This window comes from Saccharopolyspora terrae (assembly GCF_004348435.1).
Classification (GTDB): domain Bacteria; phylum Actinomycetota; class Actinomycetes; order Mycobacteriales; family Pseudonocardiaceae; genus Saccharopolyspora; species Saccharopolyspora endophytica.
In genome coordinates, this window is sequence record NZ_SMKS01000002.1 from 40,153 (window position 1) to 63,113 (window position 22,961).

The window sequence follows — 22,961 nt, forward strand, 5'->3', positions numbered from 1 at the left end:
GCCGGGCGCTCTTTCGCCGAGGTCGACCTTGGCCAGTCGGTTGGTGAGAGGTTTGGCCAGAACTGCCCGGGCGAAGGAGACATCGATCATGGCCGGTTCGGACCAAAGCCGCCCACTGGCGACCATCATGGACACCGTCACGTGCAACGGCATGAGAGGCGAGGTAGTGCGGATGGAACTCGGTGGCCAGGGCTTCGGCGCGATGAGACTGCGCGAGCGCGACGACGATCCCGATCCCGATCGCGATCCGGTCGCCGTGATCCACGCTGCGCTCGACGCCGGGATCAGCCTGGTCGACACCGCCGATGCGTACCGCAACGAGGAACTCGTCGGTCGCGCAGTTCGGAGTCGCAGGGACGAGTTGGTGCTTGCCAGCAAGTTCGGGCTGGTGTGGCACGGCGACGTCGCCGGTGACTTCGACGTGCGAGCCGACCCGGCCTACGTTCGCGAGGCGGCCGAGGCGAGCTTGCGGCGACTGGGCGTGGACGTCATCGACCTCTACTACCTGCACCACCGCAGCGAGACGACCCCGATCGAGGACACCGTCGCGGCGATGGCCGAACTCGTCGACAGGGGAGTGGTGCGCGCCCTGGGCCTGTCGAACGTGACGGCCGAGGACCTCCGCCGCGCTCACGCGGTCCACCCGATCACGGCGCTGCAAGAGCGGTGGTCTCTGCTCGAACGCGACATCGAGCGAGAGCTGGTGCCCGCGGCAGCAGACCTCGGGGTGACCATCGTTGCCCACTCCCCGACGGACCACGGCCTGTTGCACCGGAATCCGGACTCGGGCGCGGTCGTCGACATCGCCCGCGCTCACGACGTCACACCCGGTCAAGTGGCCCTGGCCTGGGTCCACCACCGCAACCGCGCGCACGACGTGGAGGTCGTACCGCTCCCGGGAACGACGAGCGTCCACCACCTCCACGCCAACGTCGCCACCCAAGACCTCGAACTCACCGACGAAGAACTACGAGCGCTGAACACCCTCGGAGGGTGACCACTCACCGCTAGAACGTCGCGTGATCCCGAGTGGATCTCGTCGACGACTTCTGCCGGGGAGACCGTCTCGCGCAGTGCTGCCGCGAGTTCTTCGAGGACGTCGGTTGCGGCGTCTCGATCGGCTTGGGCGCACCGGTGTCCTCACGCGACGCGGTCCGCGAACTCTCCGCAGCCGACGAGTTGATCGACCAGCTGCCACCGCAGGAGGAGTTGACCAAGTTCCCTACTGGTACACGGCATACCGCGCAGCGGCACGACGATCAGCCCTAGCGTGCGGAGTGGGTGAATTCCGAATGGGCGGTCCGCCGCCGCGCACTGGCTGAGCGCGGCCCCGGGCTGGTGCAGGGCGCGGACGGCGGTCCTTCGCGGAGGTCGATGAGTCGGTCCGGCCCGCTCCGCCCTCGACGGGTGGGGCCGTCGAGGGCGGAGGTGTGGGGTTGGGTCAGTGGATGTTGATGAGGCCGAGGCCGAGGCCGGTCGTGATGACCACGGCGCAGACCAGCAGGGCCCACTTGATCGCGAAGCGGTGGTGGTCGCCGAGGTCGACCTTGGCCAGTCCGATGAGGACGTACATCGCCGGGACCAGCGGGCTGAGCATGTGGATGGGCTGGCCGAGCAGGGAAGCCCGTGCGATCTCCATCGCGCCGATCCCGTGCTGGGCACCGGCTTCGGCGAGGATCGGCATGACGCCGAAGTAGAAGGCGTCGTTGCTCATGAAGAACGTGAACGGCACGCTCAGCACCGCGACGATGATGCTGAAGAACGGGAACAGGGCGTCGGGCAGCGCCGTGAGCAGGTACTGCGCCATCTGCTCGATCATGCCCGTGCCCGAGAGGACCCCGGTGAACACCGCCGCGGCGAACACCATGGCGACCACGGCGACAACGCTGTCGGCGTGCGAGGCGATGCGGTCGCGCTGCTGCTCCAGCCGCGGGTAGTTGACGAGCAGCGCCAGGGCGCAGCCGATCATGAACAGCACCGAGATCGGCAGCACGCCGATGATCAGGGCGGTCAGCAGCGCGATCGTCAGACCGGCGTTGAACCAGTACAGCTTCGGGCGCAGCGATTCGCGGTCCGGGGCGAGCACGTCGAAGTCCGCCGAGCCGCCGTCGAAGGACGTCGCGTCATCCGAGCCGCCGACCGGGGGGCCGCCCGCGCCGACCAGAACCGGTGCGGCGGTGCGCAGCCTCGCGCGCTCCCGCAGGCCCAGGGCGTAGGCGAGGACGAAGACGGTGACCAGACCGGCGGCCAGCGCCGGGATCATCGGCACGAACAGCTCCTGCGGGTCCAGGCGCAGCGCGCTCGCGGCGCGAGCGGCGGGACCGCCCCACGGCACCACGTTGAGGATCGCGTTGGTCAAGCACGCCAGGCCCGTCATCAGCACCGGGCTGACGCCCAGCCTGCGGTAGATCGGCAGCAGCGCCGAGACCGTGATCATGAACGTGGTCGTGCCGTCGCCGTCCAACGACACCAGCGCCACCAGGGCGACCGTGCCCATGATCAGGCGCAGCGGGTCGTTGCGGGTCAGCTTGACCACGCCGCGCGCGATCGGGTCGAACAGCCCGGCGTCGATCATGATCCCGAAGTAGAGGATCGCGAACAGCAGCATCGCCGCCGTCGGGGCGACCGACTTGATGCCGTCGGTGATCATGTCGCCGAGGTCCGGGGCGAAGCCGCCGATCACGGCGAAGAGCATCGGAACCGCGATCAGCGAGACCATCGGTGACAGCCGCTTGCTCATCACCAAGTAGAGGAAAACCGTCACCATGCTCAAGCCGAGTAGCGCGATCAACGCGTCCTCCTCCCTGCGGACCTCCGGTGGTCCCACTTGCAGCGCCGTTGCGTTCCGGGGAACCGTAGGTGAGCTACGTCGCTCTGACGAGATTTGTCGATGTTGTCCGCGTATCTCGCGTTGAGAACGTTCTGCGCGTTCTGCTCACGACGTATCGTCGGGACATGCCCCACCGCCCGATGCGGTTCGCGCGACAAGCACTGCTCATGCAGATCGGTCTGATCACCCTGGTCACCACGATCGGGTTCTTCCTCGTCGCGTCGCTGCTCGACCGCCACCTCGTCGACCAGTACGGTCAGCGCGCCCTCACCGCAGCCCAGGTGCTGGCCACCGACACCGACCTGGCGGGCGCGGTGGCGCGCGGCGACCAGCCCGGGGTGCGCGCGCAGGCCGACCGGGCCCGGGCGGCGTCCGGGGCGCTGTTCGTGGTCGTCACCGATCGCCACGGCATCCGGATGTCGCACCCCAACCCCGACGAGATCGGCGAGCCGGTCAGCACCGATCCGCGCCAGGTCCTCGCCGGCCACGAGATCGTGAACGTGCAGCGCGGCACCCTCGGGCTCTCCGCGCGCGGCAAGGTCCCGCTGCGCGGACCCGACGGCGGCGTCATCGGCCAGGTCAGCGTCGGGTTCGACGCCGAGGACATCAACACCGCGGTGCTGCGGCTGATCGGCACCACCGCGGCGTTCACCGGCGGTGCCCTGCTGGTCGGGATCGCCGGTGCCGCGTGGCTGACCCGCCTGCTCAAGCGGCGCACCCTCGGGCTCGAACCGGAGGAGCTCGCCGAGCTGGTCCGCCAGCGCGAAGCCGTGCTCTACGGGATCGGGGAGGGCGTGCTCGCCGTCGACGCCACCGGCGACGTCTCGGTCCGCAACGGCGAGGCCGAGAAGCTGCTCGGCACGCCGCTGGAGGTCGGCACGCCGACGACCGCGCTGGACATCCCGCCGCGGCTGCGGGAGCTGCTGCTCAGCGGTCGCCAGGCCGACAACCTGATCGCGCTGTCCGGCGACCGGGTCCTGGTCGCCCATCACCGGCCCGTGCAGCGCGGAGGCGTCGAGCTCGGCAGCGTGCTCACCCTGCGCGACCGCACCGACCTGGAGTCGCTGAACCGCGAGCTCGACAACGTGCGGAGCACGACCAACACGCTGCGCGCCCAGCGACACGAGTTCACCAACCGCCTGCACACCCTGTCCGGGCTGCTGCAGACCGGGCGGCAGGAGGAAGCCGTCGAATACGTGCAGGCGCTCACCCACGGGCAGGTCACCGGCCTGGGGCCGGCCGCCGAAGCGGTGCGCGACCCCTACCTGGTGTCGTTCCTGTCCGCGAAGAAGTCGGTGGCGCTGGAGAAGGGCGTCGAGCTCGAACTGGCCGAGACGAGCTGGGTGCCCTCGCCGCTGCGCGCACCGGTGGAGGTGATGACCGTGGTCGGCAACCTGGTCGACAACGCCATCGACGCCGCGCGTGTGGGTGCTGCCCGGCCGCGCGTGGAAGTGGACCTGCTGGCCGACGGGACCACGCTGCACGTGTCCGTTGTGGACAGCGGTGATGGTGTTCCGGAGGAGTTGCGCGAGGAGATCTTCGTCGAAGGCGTCTCCTCGAAGTCGTCCGGCGGCCACGGGCTCGGGCTCGCTCTGTGCAGGCAGGCGGCGCGCAGCCTCGGCGGCGACGTGCGCGTCGCCGGCCCCGGCGAGGAGTCCGGCGCGCTGTTCGTGGCGGAGCTGCCGGGCGCGCTCGAAGACGGTTCCCCAGCGAGCGAGGAGGCGAAGTCGTGATCGGCGTGGTCGTGGTGGACGACGATTTCCGGGTGGCGCAGGTGCACGCCGAGTTCACCGATCGGGTCTCCGGGTTCCGCGTGCTGGGCATCGCCCACACGGCGGCGCAGGCGCGCGAGCTGATCGACGAGCAGAACCCCGACCTGGTGCTGCTCGACAACTACCTGCCCGACCACGACGGGATCGCGCTGCTCGCCGAACTCGAGATCGACGCCATCATGCTCACCGCCGCCACCGATCCGGCGACGGTGCGCGCGGCCTTCGCCGCCGGAGCGCTGAACTACCTCATCAAGCCGTTCACGGCCGAACAGCTCGCCGACCGGCTCAACGCCTTCGCCCGCTACCACTCGCGGCTGCCGGTGACCGGCGGCGCCATCGACCAGGAGGAGATCGACCGAGCCCTCCGGCTGCTGCGCGAGGGCGACCGGCCGGCGGCCCCGAAGGGGCGCTCGTCGCTGACCACGCAACTCGTGCTCGACGCGCTGCGCAACGACGGGAGAGCCCGCTCCGCGGCTGAAATCGCCGACGAGCTCGGCATTTCCCGCGCCACAGCGCAGCGCTACCTCGCCTCCCTCACCCAGGAGGGCCAGGCGATCATGACCCTCAGATACGGCGCGAGCGGCCGTCCGGAGCACCAGTACGAACCGATCCCCGGTGCTCGTTAGGGGCTGCTCGGGCTCACGGCAGGGCCGGGCGCCTCACGACGACGTGTCGCCCGCTCGGCCGGGTTCCGGCGCGCTCGTGCGGGCCGCGACGACCTGCCCGATGAACAGGTCGTACACCACGGCGCCGACCACCGCCCCGATGAGCGGGCCGACGATCGGGATCCAGAAGTAGAAGCTGAACCACTCGTGGGTCCCGGGTAGGGCGAGCTCACCCCAGCCGGTGAGGAACGTCCACAACCGCGGGCCGAAGTCACGTGCCGGGTTGATCGCGTAGCCCGCGTTGGGGCCGAACGTCAAACCGATGGTGGTCACCACCATGCCGATCAGGAAGGGCCCGAGGTTGGCCGCCGGAGCGCTGTTGCGCGCATCGATCAACGCGAAGATCAGCAGGACCAGAACAGCCGTTCCCACGATCTGATCCAGCAGCGGACCCCACCACGACCCGCCGAAGTACTCGGCCGGGAACGTCGCGAAGATCGCGTAGGTGTCCAGCGATTCGGAGCGCGGTACACCGGCTTTCGCGTTGAACGCGTCGATCGCCCAGCTGTACACCGAGTACACCACCGCGGCGGCCGCGAACGCGCCCACGAGCTGGGCCAGCATGTAGGGCACGACCTTCACCCAGGGGAAGGCCCGCCGCACCGCGAACGCCAGCGTCACCGCCGGGTTGATGTGCGCGCCGGACACCCCGCCCGCGACGTAGACTCCGAACACCACGGCGAATCCCCAGCCGAAGGCGATGATGAGCCAGTTCGCGGCACCGAAGGGATCAGATTGCCGTCCGGACCCCGGTAGCCCGGCGACGGCGACTGCGACGGACGCGCAGCCCAGCAGAATCAGCACGAAGGTTCCCAGGAACTCCGCCAGCAGTTCGCCGGAGAGCCCCTTGCCGTAACCGGGGCGGCGTTGTTTCGGCTCAGCCATCGGTTCTCCATCACGCGGGCGACGCGCTTGCGAACACCATCGGCGTCGCCAACTTGCCCCGTGGGGATGAACTTCCGCAAGCAGCTTAGGGCCCATGCCCGTCCCGCGCATTTCCTCATCGCAGGGGAATCCGTCGTACAAGCGTTCAGCGGCAGCGCGATTCACCGGTTCCACAAAGGAACGAGGCCTCCGACCGAGGACGGTCGAAGGCCCCGGGCGGTCACCGGGTGCGCTTGGCCGCCTGGTGCAGGCGGATCGCGGAGATGAGGAAGAAGATACCGCCGAGCGTCGCGTAACCCGCGATGCCGGTGAGCGAGGGGTTCGGCTTCCCGGCCATGAGGAGGAAGCTGATGCCGGCGAGGACGGAGATGCCGCCGCTGAGGATCATCGCCCACTGGCCGCCGAGCCGGTGGCGCAGGACCGCGACGATCAGCTGGACGATGCCGGCGGTGATCGCCCACAGGCCCCAGACCCGCAGCACGCCGGGGACGCCGGAGGTGGCGGCGAAGGCGAGACCGATCGCGGCGAGCAGGCTCAAGCCCATGGTGAGGTGCAGCGGTGCTTTCGGGCGCGTGGTGCCGGAGGAGCGGAAGTCGACCACGGCCGCCGCGACGTCGAAAAGCGGGTAGATCACCAGCAGGGCGACGGCTCCCGGGCTGAGCGTCTTGGCCAGCACCACCGTGAGAACCGCCCACGCCACGGCGAATCCGAAGCGGACGAAGTACAGCGTTCGCAGCGACTTCGCGCCGCTGCCCGGCTCCGGGCGCGTGCCGGTGCCGTCGGCGTGGGGCGCTTCAGCAGGACGTGTCATCAGGTCGATCCCCTCAGAGGAGCGGGTGGACGAGTCCACCCGAACAAGTAGATAGAACGATCGGTACACCTGAGCGTGCTGCGTCCGGAGCGGATTGTCAAGACCGATCGTTCTATCTGCTAGCCTCGAACCAGGTCAGGCGGATGATCGAACGGGGGACGGATGTCGGAGGCGCGAGCTCGCCTGCTCAACGCGGCCACCGAGCTGTTCTACGCCGAAGGCCTGCACGCGGTGGGCGTCGATCGCGTCATCGCGCACGCGCAGGTCACCCGCGCCACGCTCTACCGGCACTTCCCGAGCAAGGACGACCTCCTCGTCGCCTACCTGACGCAGGCCGACGAGGCGTTCCGCGCGCGGGCGGACGAGGCGCGCGCCTCCGAGCGCACCTCGGCCGACGCCGTCCGAACCCTGGGGCGGACCATCACCGGCGACATCCAGAGCTCGGGTTTCCGGGGCTGCGCCTTCCTCAACGCCGCGGCCGAGTACCCCGACCCGAGCCATCCGGTCCACCTCGCCGTGCTCGCGCATCGGCAGTGGTTCCTGGAGACGATGACCGAGCTCTTCTCCGGGATCGGCAAGATCGACCCCGAACCCGCCGCCCGGCACTTCGTGATGCTGCGGGACGGCGCCATGACCGCGGGCTGCCTGGCCGACCCGCAGCCCATCTGCGAGACGTTCCTGCGCGGGGTCGAAGGTCTCCTCACCTTCCGAAGTCGGGAGAAATCGGGCACCTGAGCCATTTCTCCGGGTGTCGTCGCCGGGTTCGTTGTAGTCGTGTGACTTCCTCCGGTCGAACGGGCCGTTATGTTGCGCCGGAACGGTTCGACGCCCCGAGGGAGTGGCTGTGTACGAACAGGTCCTGGATCCGCTGCTCGGTTCGCTGGGGTTGAGCGCGCTCGCCGCCGCGCTTCCGCTGCTGGTGCTGTTCGTCCTGCTGGGCATCGTCCGGATGGCGGCGTGGAAGGCCTCGCTCATCGCACTGGTCGTCGCCTTGGCCGTCGCGGTGCTGGTCTACCCGATGCCGGTCGTCCCGGCCCTGCTGTCGGCGTCGCTGGGCGCGGCGTTCGGGTTCTTCCCGATCCTGTGGATCGTCATCAACGCGATCTGGGTCTACAACATGACCGTCACGACAGGGCATTTCGGCGTCCTGCAGCGGTCGTTCTCGCGGGTCAGCGGTGACCGGCGGATCCAGGCGGTGATCATCGCCTTCTGCTTCGGCGCCCTGCTGGAAGCCCTGGCCGGGTTCGGCACACCGGTCGCGATCACCACGGTGATGCTGCTGGCGCTGGGCTTCTCACCGATCACCTCGGCCGTCGTGGCGCTGGTCGCCAACACCGCCCCGGTCGCCTTCGGCGCCCTGGCGTCCCCGTTGGTCACCCTGGCCAGCGTCACCGACCTGCCGCTGGAGGAACTGGGTGCGATGACCGGTCGGCAGACCCCGCTGCTGGCGGTGTTCGTGCCGATCGTGCTGGTCGGCATCCTCGACGGCCGCAAGGGCGTCCGGCAGACCCTGCCCGCGACGCTGACGTGCGGCATCACCTTCGGTCTGGCGCAGTTCGTCTCCGCCAACTACATCTCCGTGCCGCTGGCCGACATCGTCGCCTCGCTCGTCGCCGCGGGCGCGACGGTCCTGCTGCTGAAGGTGTGGACGCCGCGCGGTGGCCTGGAGGCCGAGGCGAGCACCGAGGTCGACTCCCGCGGTGAGGTCGTGCGCGCCTACCTGCCGTACCTGATCATCATCGCGGTGTTCGTCATCGCCCAGATCGGCTTCGTCAACGACGTTCTCGACGCCGTGACGGTGAAGTTCGACTGGCCGGGCCTGCACATCACCGACGCCGGTGGGGACGAGCTGTCGCTGACCGAGTTCAAGTTCAACTGGCTCACCAGCGCGGGAAGCCTCCTGCTCATCGCCGGCCTGCTGAGCATCCCGGCCATCGGCATCGCCCCGGGCCGCGCGGTCGAGCGCTACCTGGCCACCTACGCCCAGCTGAAGTGGCCGATCGTCACCGTGATGTCGGTGCTCGCCATCGCATACGTCATGAACGCCTCCGGCCAGACCGCCACGCTGGGCACCTGGATGGCCGGAGCCGGTGGGGTGTTCGCGCTGATCTCGCCGGTGCTCGGGTGGCTGGGCACGGCGGTCACCGGCTCCGACACCTCGTCGAACTCGCTGTTCGGCGCGCTGCAGGTCTCCGCGGCCAACCAGGTGGGCATGGATCCCACGCTGGCCGCCGCCTCGAACGGCTCCGGCGGGGTCCTGGGCAAGATGATCTCGCCGCAGAACCTCGCCATCGCCGCGGGCGCGGTCGGCATGTCCGGCCGGGAGGGCGACATCTTCCGCCGAGTCCTGCCGTGGAGCCTGATCTTCCTCGTCCTGATGTGCGCCTTGGCCTACCTGCAGTCGCTACCGGTCCTGGGCTGGATGGTGCCTTAGGAGTTCTTCGTGGGTTGTTCTGCTTGGCGGTGCGGGTGGCGGAACCTGACACGTCGTCTGGCTGCGGGATCCGTTGCTGATGTGTGTCCACTACACGGCGCAACGGCTGTCCTCGCCAGAAGACGTGTCAGAACCCGCGGCGGTGCGAGCTGAGTCCCACACCTGAAACGGCGGCTACGGCCGCCTTCTTAGACGACTCCTAGGTCTGTCCTGAGTGGACTTGCGTCCCGGCTGGGGATCGTCGGTCACCAGTCGTGGACCGTGCCGTCCAGGAGGCGGTTGGTCGGCAGGTACGCCGGTTCGTACGGGTACTTCTGGGCCAGCTGCTCGTCGAAGTTGATGCCGAGACCGGGTTCCTGGCTCGGCCGCAGGCCGCCGCCGGCGAACTCGACGGTCGGTCCGAACACCTCGTCGGTCCGCTCGTCGTGGAGCATGTACTCCTGAATCCCGAAGTTGTGCAACGCGATACCGAGGTGCACGGCCGCCGACATGCCGACCGGCGAGACGTCGGTCGGGCCGTGCATCCCGGACTTGATCTGGTACATCGCGGCGTAGTCCATGATCCGCCGCACGCCGGTGATGCCGCCCGCGTGGGTGACGGGGGAGCGCACGTAGTCGATGAGCTGCTCGCTGATGAGCGTCTGGTAGTCCCAGATCGTGTTGAACACCTCGCCGATCGCCAGCGGCGTGGTCGTGCGGCTGCGGACCAGCCGCAGCGCCTCCTGGTTCTCGGCCGGCGTCACGTCCTCCAGCCAGAACAGGTCGTACGGTTCCAGCGACTGGCCCAGGCGCGCGGCCTGGATCGGGGTGAGCCGGTGGTGCGCGTCGTGCAGCAGCGCCAGCTCGGGGCCGAACTCGTTGCGCACCGCATCGAAGACGCTCGGCACGTGACGCAGGTAGGCGCGGGTGTCCCAGGTCTCCTCGGCGGGCCGGGCCGACCTGCGTGCGGGCTCGTAGTCGTAGCGCCCTCCTCCGTCGCCCGCGGCCGAGCTCGACGCCACCCCGTACACCGAGGGCAGTCCGGGGACGCCGGTCTGCACCCGCACCGCGGTGAAACCGAGGTCGAGGTGCGCCCGGATCGAGTCGAAGAGCTCGGGCAGCTCCCGTCCGCTGGCGTGGCCGTAGACCTGGCAGCGCTCGCGGCTCTCACCGCCGAGCAGCTGGTACAGCGGCATGCCCGCGGCCTTGGCCTTGATGTCCCACAACGCCGTGTCGACCGCGGCGATGGCCGCCATCGTCACCGGGCCCCGGCGCCAGTAGCCGCCCCGGTACAGGTACTGCCAGGTGTCCTCGATGCGGTGGGCGTCGCGGCCGATGAGCAGCTGGGCGACGTGGTCCCGGAGGTAGGAGGCCACCGCGAGCTCCCGGCCGTTGAGCGTGGCATCGCCGAAACCGGTCACACCGTCGGACGTCGTGATCTTCAAGGTGACGAAGTTTCGTCCGGGGCTGGTGACGATGACGTCGGCGCGGTCGATGCGCACAGCGGACTCCTCTGGGGAAACGGGACTTCGAGCGTGGACTGGTTCCCCAAGCTAAGGACGCCCGGCTACCATGACAACTTGTTGCCGATTGTTGTCAACCGAGCGGATCGCGGAGGCCGAGTGAAGCAGGCACGACCGACGATCTACGACGTGGCCCGCGAGTGCGGCCTCGCCGCGTCCACCGTCTCCCGGACCTTCAGCAACCCCGCGCGGGTCAGCCCCGCCACCCGGGAGCTCGTCCAGGCCGCGGCCGACGCGATCGGCTACGAGCCGCGCCCGCTGGCCAGGGCGGAGGCGCCGGGGCGCATCCGGGTGCTGACGCTGGTGGTCACCGACATCTCCAACCCGTACTACGCGGCCGTGATCAAGGCGGCGCAGAGCCGGGCGATCGAGCGCAACTTCACGCTCGCGCTGACCGACAGCGACGAGTCGGCGCGGCTGGAGGCCAACAACCTGCGTCAACTGCTGGCCACCACCAGCGGCGGAATCCTGGCCACCTCGCGGCTCTCCGACGAGGCCGTGCGGCAGATCGCCGACTACCGGCCGCTGGTGATGATCAACCGCCAGGTCGAGGGCGTGCCGAGCCTGGTCGTGGACACGGCGGCGGGGATGCGCAAGGCGGTGCGCCACCTCGCCGTGCTCGGCCACCGCCGCATCGCCTACCTGTCGGGGCCGCGCAACTCCTGGATCAACGGGCAGCGCTGGCAGGCGGTGCGCGACGAGGCGTCGCAGCTGAACATCGAGGTGTCGTTCCTCGGCCCGTTCGCGCCCAACCGCAAGGGCGGCGAGGACGCCGCGGACGCGCTGGTGCTGGGGAAGGTGTCGGCCGCGATCGGCTACAACGACCTCATCGCGATCGGTGCGCTGCAACGCCTGCGGGCCACCGGCGTCCGGGTGCCCGACGACCTGTCGCTGATCGGCTGCGACGACATCTTCGGCGCCGACCTCACCGTTCCCGGGCTGACGACGATCGCGGGTCCCGCCGGCAAGCTCGGGTCCTACGCGGTGGACGTGCTGCACGCGCGGTTGTCGGGGCACGGCGACGGGCCCGGCTCGCTCACCCTCGACTCGCACATGGTCATCCGGGGGTCGACGGGCCCGGCCGGGCGGTAGCGGCTGGCAACTGCTGGCAACCGGTTGTCAGCGGGCCCGTCCGGAGCTGAAGCTCCGCTCATGGACGGTGTCACAGCATCAAGCACGGCCCGCACGCCGCTGAACCCGCACCCCGACCGCCTGCTCCCGGTGGACCCGGCGGAGCGAGCGATCGCCCGCCGGCTGTACGACAGCGTGCGGGACCTCCCGCTGATCAGCCCGCACGGCCACGTCGACCCCGCGCTGCTCGCCGCCGACGAGCCCTTCACCGATCCGGCGTCGCTGCTGGTGACACCGGATCACTATGTGACCCGCCTGCTGCACGCCCACGGCAAGTCGCTCAACGAGCTCGGCCTCGGCGATGGCGACGGCGCACCGACCGCGAAACCGCGCGAGGTCTGGCGGGCGTTCTGCTCGCACTGGCACCACTTCCTGGGCACGGCCTCGCGGCAGTGGATCGAGTCCGAGCTGCACGACGTGCTCGGCGTGCGGTTCCAGCCGTCCGAGGCCACCGCCGACGAGCTCTACGACGAGCTCGTCGACAAGCTCGCGCAACCCGCGCTGCGGCCGCGCGCGCTGTTCGAGTCCTTCAACATCGAGGTCCTGGCCACCACCGACGACCCGGCCGACGACCTGCGCCACCACCAGGCCCTGGCGGCCGATCCGAGCTGGTCGGGCCGGGTCGTGCCGACCTTCCGCCCGGACCGCTACCTCGACGCCACCGGCCAGGACTGGCAGCGGGCGCTCGACGAGCTCGCGCAGGCCAGCGGGATCGACACCGACAGCTACCAGGGCCTCGTCCGGGCGCTGGAAGCCCGGCGCGACCACTTCCGGGAGCACGGCGCGACGGCCACCGACCACGGCGCCCCGAGCCCCGAGATGGCCTTCCTCCCCGTCGACGAGGCGTCCCGGCTCTTCGACTCCGTCCGCCGGGGAACCGCGACGCCCGAGCAGGCGCGGCTGCTGTCCCGGCAGCTGCTGGGGGAGAGCGCTCGGATGTCCAGCGAGGACGGTCTGGTGATGGCGCTGCACACCGGGAGTTGCCGCAACCACCACTCGCCGACGTTCTCGCGCTACGGCGCGGACACCGGTCACGACATCCCCGTGCGCAACGAGTTCACCCTGGCGCTGCGGCCGATGCTGGAGCGCTTCGGCACGCACCCGCGCTTCCAGTCCGTGGTGTTCACCCTCGACGAGACGGTGTTCTCGCGAGAGCTGGCGCCGCTGGCCGGGTTCTACCCGACGTTGTACCTGGGGGCTCCGTGGTGGTTCCTCGACGCGCCGCGCGCGATGCGCCGTTTCCGCGACGCGGTGACCGAGACCGCGGGATTCCACCGCACTGCCGGATTCGTCGATGACACGCGGGGTTTCTGCTCGATCCCGGCCCGCCACGACACGGCGCGGCGGGTCGACGCCGGACATCTGGCGAGCCTGGTCGCCGAGCACGTCATGAGCGAGGAGGACGCGGCGGCGGTGCTGCACGACCTCAACGACGCCCTGCCGCGCAAGGCGTTCCGGCTGTGACCGCCGCGATCACGCGGGCCTCGGCGAAGCTCGCCCCCGCCGCGCCCGTGCGCGCCGTGCACCTGGGGCTGGGCAGTTTCCACCGCTCCCACCAGGCGTGGTACACCGCCGCCGCGCCGGACTGGGGGATCGCCGCCTACACGTTCCGCAACACCGAGCTGCCGCGCGCCCTCAACGCGCAGGAGGGCGCGTACACGATGCGCGTGCCGGGCGAGGCGGACGCGGTGGAGGCGATCGGTGCCATCAGCCGCGCGCACGCGGGCGGCGAGGTGGAGCCGTGGTTGCGCGACCTCGCCTCGCCCGAGGTCGAGGTGCTCACCCTGACCGTCACCGAGGCGGCCTACGCGCCACCGGAACCCGGACGGGACTCCGCCACGGCCCGGCTGCTGGCCGGGCTGCGCGGGCGGTACCGGGCCAACGGCGCGCCCATCACGGTGGTCCCCTGCGACAACCTCCCCGCCAACGGCGCGGTGCTGCGCTCGGTGCTCCGCGCGTCGGTGAGCGACGACGCCCGGTTCGCCGGGTGGATCGAGGACCACGTCAGCATCGTCAGCACGGTCGTCGACCGGATCACGCCCGCGCCGGTCAGCGGCGACGCGGAGGCCGCCGCGCGGCTGAGCGGGCTCCGCGACGCGGCGCCCGTGGTGGCCGAGCCGTTCACCGAATGGCTGCTGTGCGGGAGCTTCGCCGCCGGACGACCGCGGTGGGAGCGGCGCGGAGCGCGGTTCGTCGACGACATCGACGTCTACGCCAGCCGGAAGCTGTGGTTCCTCAACGGCGCGCACACGCTGCTCGCCTACGCCGGGCTCGCGCGCGGCCACCGCACCATCCGCGACGCCGTCAACGACGGTCGCCTCGCCGCGCTCGTGCAGGAGTGGTGGGACACCGCCGCCCGGCACATCGCCGTGGATCCGGCGGAGATCGCCGAATACCGGCGGAACCTGCTCATCCGATTCGCCGCGCGAGGCATCCGGCACGAGCTGGCGCAGATCGCCCACGACGGCTCGCAGAAGATCCCGGCCCGCCTGCTGCCGGTCTTCCGCGCGGAGCGCGCCGCGGGCCGGTTGCCCGCACCGGTGGTGTTCGGGCTCGCGGCGTGGTTGCGCCACGTCCAGACCGGGCAGGCCCGCGACCCGCGCGACGCCGAGCTGGCCGAGGCGGCGCGGTCGACCGACGCCGTCCGCCGGTCGCTGCTCGCCCTGGACCCGGAGATCGGTGCGGACGACGAGCTGGTCTCCGCCGTCGGAGCCGAAGTGCGGTCGATGGCCGGCCGGGGTTCGGTGCTGACGACCCGCCGCTGACGCCCGGGCCCGCTCCGAGCGGGACCGTCCCCTGACCCCGCGTCGGTGCAGCCGCGATACGACGGCTGCCCCGGGCGTGGAACCCGAAGATGAAGGGAGCAATGATGCTTCGTCCTCTCACCAACGCCTTCCGCGACTGCCGCGCGCTCGACGGGTTGTGGCGCTTCGCGCTCGACGCCGAGGGGGTCGGGCGCGACCAGCAGTGGTGGCGCGGCGCGCTGCCGGGCAAAGCCGAGATGCCGGTTCCGGCCAGCTACAACGACATCCCCGCCGATGCGGCGGTGCGCGATCACGTCGGCGAGGTCTGGTACCAGACGTCCGCGCACGTGCCTGCGACCTGGGGCGGGCAGCGGATCGTGCTGCGCTTCGGCGCCGCGGCGCACCGCGCCACGGTGTGGGTCGACGACCAGGAGGTCGTCTCGCACGTGGGCGGCTACACCCCGTTCGAAGCCGACGTGACGGATCTGGTGCGACTGGGCGAGGCCAACCGCGTCACCGTCGTCGTCGACAACCGGCTGGACTGGGACTCCATCCCGCCCGGCTACGTCGAGGACACCCCCGACGGGCCGAGGCAGCGCTACCACCACGACTTCTTCAACTACGCCGGCCTGCACCGCACGGTGTCGCTGTACGCGACCCCGCCCGCGCACATCACCGACGTGACGGTCACGACCGACCTCGACGGGCTGGCCGGAATCGTCGACTACGAGGTGCGCGCCTCGGAGGGCGAGCGGGCGCTCGTCGCTCTGCACGACGCGGCGGGAACCGAGGTCGCGCGGGCCGAGGGCCTGTCGGGTCGGCTGCGGGTCGAGGACGTGCACCCGTGGCGGCCCGGCGAGGGGTACCTCTACGAGCTGCGCGTGGAGCTGCTCGACGCCGGCGGGGCCGTCGTCGACCGGTACTCGCTGAACGTGGGCGTGCGGACCGTCGCCATCGACGGGACGGACTTCCTGATCAACGGAGAACCGTTCTACTTCACCGGTTTCGGCATGCACGAGGACCACGTGGTGCGCGGCAAGGGCCACGACGACGCGTCGATGGTGCACGACTTCGCCCTGCTGGAGTGGATCGGTGCCAACTCCCTGCGCACCTCGCACTACCCCTACGCGGAGGAGGTGCTCGACTACGCCGACCGGCACGGCATCGTGGTGATCGACGAGACCGCGGCGGTGGGTCTCAACCTCGGCATCGGCGGGGGCATCGTCTCCTCCAGCACGCAGGAGACCTACTCGGACGAGACGGTCAGCGCCCGCACCCAGGAGGCGCACCGGCAGGCGATCCGCGAGCTGGTGGAACGGGACAAGAACCACCCCAGCGTCGTGCTGTGGAGCATCGCCAACGAACCGGAGTCGCACACCGACGCCGCCCGCGACTACTTCAAGCCGCTGTTCGCCGAAGCGCGCGCTCTCGACCCCTCTCGACCGGTCGGGTTCGTCAACGTCATGTTCGCCCGGGCGGGCGAGTGCAAGGTCGCCGAGTTCTCCGACGTGGTGATGATCAACCGCTACTACGGCTGGTACGTCCAGGCCGGTGACCTGGCCGCCGCGGAGCGCGCGCTGGAGGCCGAGCTCCACGAGTGGGTGCGGTGCGAGGGCAAGCCGATCATCATGACCGAGTACGGCGCGGACGCCCAGGCGGGCGTGCACTCCGCGGTGTCCCAGCCGTGGACCGAGGAGTACCAGGTCGAGCTGCTGGAGATGTACCACCGCGTGTTCGACCGGGTGGAAGCCGTTGTCGGGGAGCAGGTCTGGAACTTCGCCGACTTCGCCACCAGTGCGGGCTTCGCGCGCGTGGACGGCAACAAGAAGGGCGTGTTCACCCGCGACCGCCGCCCGAAGGCCGCCGCGTTCTCGCTGAAGCGCCGCTGGCACGCGCGCGGCGAGGCGGTCGAGTGACGGGGGAGGTGGTCCGATGAAGCTCAGAGCGCAACAGCTCCTCGGTTACGCGGCCGGCGACGCCGCCAACAACCTGGCCTTCTCGATGGCCTCGATGTTCCTGCTGCTCTACTACACCGACGTGGCCGGGATCCCCGCCGCCGCAGCGGGAACCCTCTTCCTCATCGTGCGGGTGTGGGACGGCATCGCCGATCTCGTCGCGGGCCGCCTGGTGGACCGGACGTCGAGCCGGTGGGGGAAGTTCCGCCCCTGGCTGCTGTTCGGGTCGCTTCCGCTGCTGCTGCTGAGCGTGGCGACGTTCTCGGTGCCGGACGGCAGCCTGACGGCGAAGCTGATCTACGCCTACCTCACCTACGCGGCGGTCGGAACGGTCTACAGCCTGGTCAACATCCCCTACGGGTCGCTGGCCGCGGCGATGACGCAGGAACCCGTGGAGCGCGCGAAGCTCGCCAGCGCGCGGTCGATGGGGTCGGCGGCGACGATGCTCCTGCTGAGCCTCGTGGTCGCACCGCAGATCAAGAACGCGGAGAACCTGCAGGCGTCGTTGCAGCTGACCACGCTGGTGTTCGTGGTCATCGGCTCGGCGCTGTACCTGTTCACCTTCTTCACCGCTCGCGAGACCGTCCAGCGCGACGTGGGCACCGTCGGGTTGCGGACGAGCCTGCGCACGCTGCGGCAGAACACGCCGCTGCAACTGCTGTGCGTCAGCTCGCTGTTCTTCCTGACCGCGATGTTCTCGATCCAGACGATCGGCGTCTACTACGCGCGGGACGTCTTGGGCGACGCCAACCTCTACATCGTGCTCACGGCGCTCCAAACAGGACTGATGTTCCTGATCGCGCCGGTGGTCCCGCACGTGGTGCGCACGATCGGCAAGCGGGCGGGCTACATGGCCGGTGGTGCGGTCACGGCAGTCGGCTCCGCGGTGGCGATGGTCGCGCCCGCCTCGACGCCCTACCTCGCCCTCGGCGCGTTCGTGCTCATCGGCACCGGGCTGGGCCTGGTCAACACGCTGATGTGGTCGTTGGAGGCCGACACGGTGGAGTACGGCGAGTGGCGGACGGGCGCGCGCACCGAAGGCACCACCTACGCGGTGTTCTCGTTCGTCCGCAAGGTCGGCCAGGCCCTCGGTGGCGCAGCGGCGGCCTACACGATCGGGCTCGCCGGCTACGTCGGCGGCGCGGAGGTGCAGAGCGCCACGGCGCTCTGGGGAATCCGGGCCGCAGCGGGCATCGTCCCGATCGGCTGCGCGGCGGTCGGCATCGCGATCATGGCCTTCTACCCGCTCACCGAGAAGCGCTTCCGCGACATGACCGCCGAGGTCGCCGAGCGCCGCGAGGGCGCGAAGACGCACACCCCCGCCTGACCCGACCACCGGCGAGGCCGCGCGAAGCGGCCTCGCCGGAACGGCCGGAACCTCAACTGCCGCAGACGATTCCGAAGGAGCGGATCTTGCGGTAGATCGTCGCGCGCGACATGCCGAGGTCGGCTGCCGCGTGCTCCTTGTTCCCGTGGTTGGCCGCGAGGCTCTGGACGATGGCGTCGCGCTCGATCGATTCCATGTGGGTGAGCTGGCGGCGCGTGACGGTCCGGCACTCGGCGGGCAGGTCGGTGACCGCGATCGGACCCGAGCGGTGCCTGCGGGAGACCTCGGCCAGCACGCGCTCCAGCTGCCGGACGTTGCCGGTCCACGGCAGCCGCATCAGCTGGCGCAGGCAGGCGTCGGAGGCCACCAGGTCCCGGCAGCGCGCGTGCCGGGCCAGCAGGTGCGGAACCAGCCGTTGCAGGTCCTCGGTCCGGTGGCGCAGCGGCGGAACCTCGACGGTGTGCGCGAAGAACGGCATCAGCAGGCCCACCGAATCCGGATCGTCCGGTTCATCGCTGAGCGTGACCGCGACCCAGGACGGCGCCTGCTCGGGAGGGGCGGCCTGCCACGAGGTGAACAGGTCGGTGAGGTGCTGCACGTCCTGCGCCCCGATCGCGTCGGCGTGGCGCAGTACGACTACCGGGGAGGTCTCGTCGGCCACGTGCTCGGCGAGCGCTTCCGTCCACGCCTCGACGTCGTCGATCTCCGCGCAGTCCAGCTCCACCAGGTGGCAGCTCGGTGCGTGGCGACGCGCGACGGCTCGCGCGAGAGCGGTCTTGCCGGTGCCGGGCTCGCCGCTGAGGATCAGCCAGCTCCCGCCCCGGTAGCTGGTGTCGGCCGCCGAGCACGCCTGCCGCCAAGCGGGGCTGGCGCCGACGACTCCGGGCAGCGGCAGGTCGGGTATGCCGGGGGAGCGGGGGGACGGCGTGTGGTTCTTGACGCGGAACACGCCTCCGGCCAGCAGCGTTCCGCTGTACACCGGCCGGTATTCCAGGCGCGCGACCAGCCCGGAGGGCAGGTCGGCCAGCACGGTGGCTCGCTCGCGGCACCCGGCCACGTCGGCTGAGTGGGTGATCAGCGCCGCCCGGTCAGCCGCGTCGTAGAGGTCCTGGGCGTGGCTGTTGACCATCACGACATCCTCGTTGACCGCGAAGATCGCGCCCGAACCCCGCTGGCAGGAGGACAGGTACTCGCGGAACAGCGCCAGTTCGCGCGTTCCGAGACCTTCCAGTATCGCGTCCTCGATCTGCTTGGCGGTCCGGCGCGCGAGGGTCAGCAGCAGCGGACCCGGGGTTCCGGCCCACGAGGTCAGGTCCAGCGCGCCGACCAAATGGCCGCGCACCGGGTGGTAGATCGGAGTGCCCGCGCACTCGAAGTCGGCGAGCCGGCTGTTGAAGTGCTCGAAACCCGAGACCAGCACCGGTTCCTGGCATTCGAGCGTGGTGCCGATGCCGTTGGTCCCGATGGACTCCTCGGCGTAGCTGTACCCCGGGGCCAGCGAGATCCGGTCCAGCCCGGCGTGCAGCGCGCGATCCGCGCTCGACCGGCGCACGACCAGACCGTCGGCGTCGGTGAGCAGCACAGCGACCGGGTGGCCCACGAGCTCGGTGGACAGGTTCTCCAGGATCGGCGTCGCACTGCGGACCAGGAGGCTCTCCTCGTCGCGGTCGGCGACGAAGATCGGATCGGGTTCGTCTGTGGCGACGTCGTGCTCCAGCGCGCGCCGCCACGACGCGGAGATGATCCCCCGAACCCCGGAGAAGTCGGTCCGGGGACAAGCGAGGAACTTCTCCCGCAAGGCGCTGAGCTGCGCATCTGATCTGTGTCCGTGCGTCGACATGAGCGTCTCCCTTGACGTCTGCGCGCTGGGCCACTGCGCTGTTCCACCCCACGCAGGCTCATCGTGGTGACTACTCACCGGAGCCTCGATCTCACATTGAGACAGATGTCGAGTGCGATCCGCAACACACTCTCCTCCGTCAGCGACGACTGCCCACGTTCGCACCACCGGCTTCGAGGAGGCTGAATTGAGCAGGCAGAGTCTCACCAAGGCGCACAACAAGATCACCGAGCTGTCGTGGGAACCGACGTTCGCCACCCCCGCGACACGCTTCGGCACCGACTACACCTTCGACAAGGCGCCGAAGAAGGACCCGCTCAAGCAGATCATGCGGTCGTACTTCCCGATGGAGGAGGAGAAGGACAACCGCGTCTTCGGCGCGATGGACGGCGCCGTCCGGGGAAACATGTTCCGGCAGGTGCAGCAGCGCTGGTTGGAGTGGCAGAAGCTCTTCCTGTCCATCATCCCGTTCCCGGAGATCTCGGCCGCGCGAGCGATGCCGATGGCCATCGACGCCGTGCCGAACCCGGAGATCCACAACGGGCTCGCGGTGCAGATGATCGACGAGGTCCGGCACTCGACGATCCAGATGAACCTCAAGAAGTTGTACATGAACAACTACATCGATCCGGCCGGGTTCGACATCACCGAGAAGGCGTTCGCGAACAACTACGCGGGCACCATCGGCAGGCAGTTCGGCGAGGGGTTCATCACCGGTGACGCGATCACCGCGGCCAACATCTACCTGACGGTCGTGGCCGAAACGGCCTTCACCAACACGCTGTTCGTCGCGATGCCCGACGAGGCGGCCGCCAACGGCGACTACCTGCTGCCCACCGTCTTCCACTCGGTGCAGTCCGACGAGTCGCGGCACATCAGCAACGGCTACTCCATCCTGCTGATGGCCCTGGCCGACGAGCGCAACCGCCCGCTGCTGGAGCGCGACCTGCGCTACGCGTGGTGGAACAACCACTGCGTGGTCGACGCCGCCATCGGCACCTTCGTCGAGTACGGCACCAAGGACCGCCGCAAGGACCGCGAGTCCTACGCCGAGATGTGGCGCCGCTGGATCTACGACGACTACTACCGCAGCTACCTGCTGCCGCTGGAGAAGTACGGCCTGACCATCCCGCACGACCTGGTCGAGCAGGCGTGGAACCGCATCACCAACCAGTTCTACGTGCACCGGGTGGCGCAGTTCTTCGCCACCGGCTGGCCGGTGAACTACTGGCGCATCGACCCGATGACCGACACCGACTTCGAGTGGTTCGAGCACAAGTACCCGGGTTGGTACAACCAGTTCGGCAAGTGGTGGGAGGCCTACAACCGGCTGCGCTACCCGGGTCGCAACAAGCCGATCGCCTTCGAGGACGTCGGCTACGAGTACCCGCACCGCTGCTGGACCTGCATGGTCCCCTGCCTGGTCCGCGAGGACATGGTGGTCGACAAGGTCGACGGCCAGTGGCGGACCTACTGCTCGGAGCCCTGCGCCTGGACCGACACGGTCGCCTTCCGCGGCGAGTACGAGGGCCGGGAGACCCCGAACATGGGTCGTCTCACCGGGCACCGCGAGTGGGAGACGCTGCACCACGACCGGGATCTGGCCGACATCGTCTCCGGCCTCGGCTACGTCCGGGACGACGGCAAGACTCTCATCCCGCAGCCCCACCTGGACCTGGACGACCCGAAGCGGATGTGGACGCTCGACGACCTGCGAGGGATCCAGTTCTCCAGCCCGAACGTGACCCTCAACCAGATGACCGATCAGGAGCGCGAGGAGTGGGCGGCGTCCTACCGCGCCAACCCCAACGTGACCTCGTCCTGACGGTCTGAGGACCGCGGACGGCGGTGTCCCACCACCTCACCGCCGCCGTCCGCGGTCCCCTTCCCCTGAGCCGGGCCACTGGCGTCCACGCCGCGGACGCCGCGCTGAGAATCGAGATTCCGATGGCCGACAAGCACCGCATCTCCTTCGAACCCGTCGACATCGAGATGGAGGCGGGCGAGGACGAGAAGATCCTCGACGCCGCGTTCCGCCAGGGCGTTCACCTCATGCACGGCTGCCGCGAGGGGCAGTGCTCGGCGTGCAAGTCCTACGTCCTGGACGGCGAGATCCAGATGGAGCGCTACTCCACCTTCGCCTGCAACGACGCCGAGGTCGAGGAGGGCTACGTCCTGCTCTGCCGGGCGCACGCCTTCAGCGACTGCACGATCGAGCTGCTCAACTTCGACGAGGAAGAGCTGCTCAACTCGGCCCCGTTGCAGCAGGTCAGCACCGAGGTCCTGGAGATCGTCGAGCACACCCGCGACATCGTGGGCCTCAAGCTCAAACCGGTCGAACCGGCCGCGTACGAGTTCAAGGCAGGCCAGTACGCCGACCTGACCATCCCGGGCACCGACGAGCACCGGTCGTTCTCGATGGCCACGACGCCGTCGACCACCGACCACGTCGAATTCGTCATCAAGAAGTACCCGGGCGGGCGGTTCTCCTCCCTGCTGGAGGAGGGCATCGCGGTCGGCGACACGATCGAGCTGACCGGGCCCTACGGCAACTTCACCCTGAAGAACGGGCACGTGCTGCCGCTGGTGCTGATGGCCGGTGGTGCGGGCATGGCGCCCGTGCTCGGGCTGCTGCGGTACCTCAGCGAAACCGGCGACACCCGCCGGATCCGCTTCTACTACGGCGCCCGCACGGCCGCCGACCTGTTTTACCTCGACGAGATCCGCGCGCTGGGTGAACGGCTGGCGGACTTCGGTTTCGTCGTCGCGCTGTCGGAATCCACCGACGGCGCAGGCGATCTCGACGTCGCGGTGGAGGCCGGCGTGGTCACCGACGTCGTCGAGGCGGCCGAGCCCGAGCTGCACAAGGCCGAGGTCTACCTGTGCGGGCCCCCGCCGATGGTGGACGCGGCGCTGGCGCTGGCCGAGCGCCGGGGAGTGCCCGAGGACCAGGTCTTCTACGACAAGTTCACCACAGCGGTCCAGCCCGACGAGTGATCCGGCCGGGTGGGGGAGCGGTCAACGCCCCCGAGACCCAGGCGTCGCAGCGGAGATGTCAAAGGAGA

General features: G+C 69.8%; 18 protein-coding genes. 13 read left to right on the forward strand and 5 right to left on the reverse strand.

The features are described from left to right. Window positions 1-151 precede the first annotated feature (151 nt). Both E1181_RS02035 and E1181_RS02040 read left to right on the forward strand, forming a co-directional pair. Window positions 152-997, forward strand: a complete 846-nt coding sequence (locus E1181_RS02035; RefSeq protein ID WP_235875747.1) for an aldo/keto reductase — start codon at window positions 152-154, stop codon at window positions 995-997. Between the two features lie 32 nt (window positions 998-1,029). Beyond that, window positions 1,030-1,269, forward strand: coding sequence for a hypothetical protein (locus tag E1181_RS02040; protein WP_132672143.1), 240 nt, complete (start codon window positions 1,030-1,032; stop codon window positions 1,267-1,269). A 172-nt stretch (window positions 1,270-1,441) separates the two neighbouring features. On the opposite strand, the gene E1181_RS02045 is transcribed toward E1181_RS02040, so the two are convergent. Further along, a complete protein-coding gene (locus tag E1181_RS02045; protein WP_132672144.1) occupies window positions 1,442-2,791 on the reverse strand; it encodes a CitMHS family transporter in 1,350 nt (449 codons plus the stop codon). Window positions 2,792-2,955: 164 nt separating this feature from the next. On the opposite strand from E1181_RS02045, the gene E1181_RS02050 reads away from it, so the two are divergent. Then, window positions 2,956-4,563 carry a sensor histidine kinase gene (locus E1181_RS02050; RefSeq protein WP_235875749.1) on the forward strand — a complete coding sequence of 536 codons (1,608 nt, stop codon included), beginning with the start codon at window positions 2,956-2,958 and terminating at the stop codon, window positions 4,561-4,563. Then, entirely contained in the window at window positions 4,560-5,228 is a 669-nt protein-coding gene (locus E1181_RS02055; protein ID WP_132672145.1) for a response regulator, read from the forward strand. The genes E1181_RS02050 and E1181_RS02055 overlap by 4 nt, the downstream gene beginning before the upstream one ends. Before the next feature lie 33 nt (window positions 5,229-5,261). On the opposite strand, the gene E1181_RS02060 is transcribed toward E1181_RS02055, so the two are convergent. Then, window positions 5,262-6,152, reverse strand: coding sequence for an MIP/aquaporin family protein (locus tag E1181_RS02060; protein ID WP_132672146.1), 891 nt, complete (start codon window positions 6,150-6,152; stop codon window positions 5,262-5,264). Between the two features lie 220 nt (window positions 6,153-6,372). Beyond that, on the reverse strand, window positions 6,373-6,963 hold the full coding sequence (locus E1181_RS02065; protein ID WP_132672147.1) for a hypothetical protein: 591 nt from the start codon (window positions 6,961-6,963) through the stop codon (window positions 6,373-6,375). A 162-nt stretch (window positions 6,964-7,125) separates the two neighbouring features. On the opposite strand from E1181_RS02065, the gene E1181_RS02070 reads away from it, so the two are divergent. Further along, the gene (locus E1181_RS02070; protein WP_132672148.1) at window positions 7,126-7,698 is read left to right on the forward strand and encodes a TetR/AcrR family transcriptional regulator; all 573 of its coding nucleotides are present in this window, start codon (window positions 7,126-7,128) and stop codon (window positions 7,696-7,698) included. A 109-nt stretch (window positions 7,699-7,807) separates the two neighbouring features. Then, entirely contained in the window at window positions 7,808-9,397 is a 1,590-nt protein-coding gene (locus E1181_RS02075; RefSeq protein ID WP_132672149.1) for an L-lactate permease, read from the forward strand. Window positions 9,398-9,642: 245 nt separating this feature from the next. Here E1181_RS02075 and manD read toward each other — a convergent pair whose 3' ends face one another. Continuing rightward, window positions 9,643-10,878, reverse strand: a complete 1,236-nt coding sequence (manD, locus tag E1181_RS02080; protein ID WP_132672150.1) for a D-mannonate dehydratase ManD — start codon at window positions 10,876-10,878, stop codon at window positions 9,643-9,645. A gap of 120 nt (window positions 10,879-10,998) precedes the next feature. Here manD and E1181_RS02085 point away from each other — a divergent pair, with 120 nt between their 5' ends. The 5 genes from E1181_RS02085 (at window position 10,999) to uidB (ending at window position 18,056) form a co-directional block, all read left to right on the forward strand. Further along, on the forward strand, window positions 10,999-11,991 hold the full coding sequence (locus E1181_RS02085) for a LacI family DNA-binding transcriptional regulator (protein WP_132672151.1): 993 nt from the start codon (window positions 10,999-11,001) through the stop codon (window positions 11,989-11,991). A gap of 60 nt (window positions 11,992-12,051) precedes the next feature. Further along, window positions 12,052-13,494, forward strand: coding sequence for a glucuronate isomerase (gene uxaC, locus E1181_RS02090; RefSeq protein ID WP_132672152.1), 1,443 nt, complete (start codon window positions 12,052-12,054; stop codon window positions 13,492-13,494). After that, on the forward strand, window positions 13,491-14,795 hold the full coding sequence (locus E1181_RS02095; protein WP_235875751.1) for a mannitol dehydrogenase family protein: 1,305 nt from the start codon (window positions 13,491-13,493) through the stop codon (window positions 14,793-14,795). The genes uxaC and E1181_RS02095 overlap by 4 nt, the downstream gene beginning before the upstream one ends. A 101-nt stretch (window positions 14,796-14,896) precedes the next feature. Further along, the gene (uidA, locus tag E1181_RS02100; protein WP_132672153.1) at window positions 14,897-16,690 is read left to right on the forward strand and encodes a beta-glucuronidase; all 1,794 of its coding nucleotides are present in this window, start codon (window positions 14,897-14,899) and stop codon (window positions 16,688-16,690) included. A 16-nt stretch (window positions 16,691-16,706) separates the two neighbouring features. Then, window positions 16,707-18,056 (forward strand): glucuronide transporter, encoded by a 1,350-nt coding sequence (gene uidB, locus E1181_RS02105; protein ID WP_132672154.1) that lies wholly within the window; start codon window positions 16,707-16,709, stop codon window positions 18,054-18,056. A 52-nt stretch (window positions 18,057-18,108) separates the two neighbouring features. Here the strand turns inward: uidB and E1181_RS02110 are convergent, their stop codons facing one another. Next, window positions 18,109-19,896, reverse strand: coding sequence for a sigma-54-dependent Fis family transcriptional regulator (locus tag E1181_RS02110; protein WP_132672155.1), 1,788 nt, complete (start codon window positions 19,894-19,896; stop codon window positions 18,109-18,111). 187 nt (window positions 19,897-20,083) lie between these two features. Between E1181_RS02110 and E1181_RS02115 the strand changes: the two genes are divergently transcribed. Both E1181_RS02115 and E1181_RS02120 read left to right on the forward strand, forming a co-directional pair. Beyond that, window positions 20,084-21,721 carry a ferritin family protein gene (locus tag E1181_RS02115; protein WP_132672156.1) on the forward strand — a complete coding sequence of 546 codons (1,638 nt, stop codon included), beginning with the start codon at window positions 20,084-20,086 and terminating at the stop codon, window positions 21,719-21,721. Window positions 21,722-21,843: 122 nt separating this feature from the next. Next, entirely contained in the window at window positions 21,844-22,893 is a 1,050-nt protein-coding gene (locus E1181_RS02120; RefSeq protein ID WP_132672157.1) for an FAD-binding oxidoreductase, read from the forward strand. The last annotated feature ends 68 nt before the right edge of the window (window positions 22,894-22,961 follow it).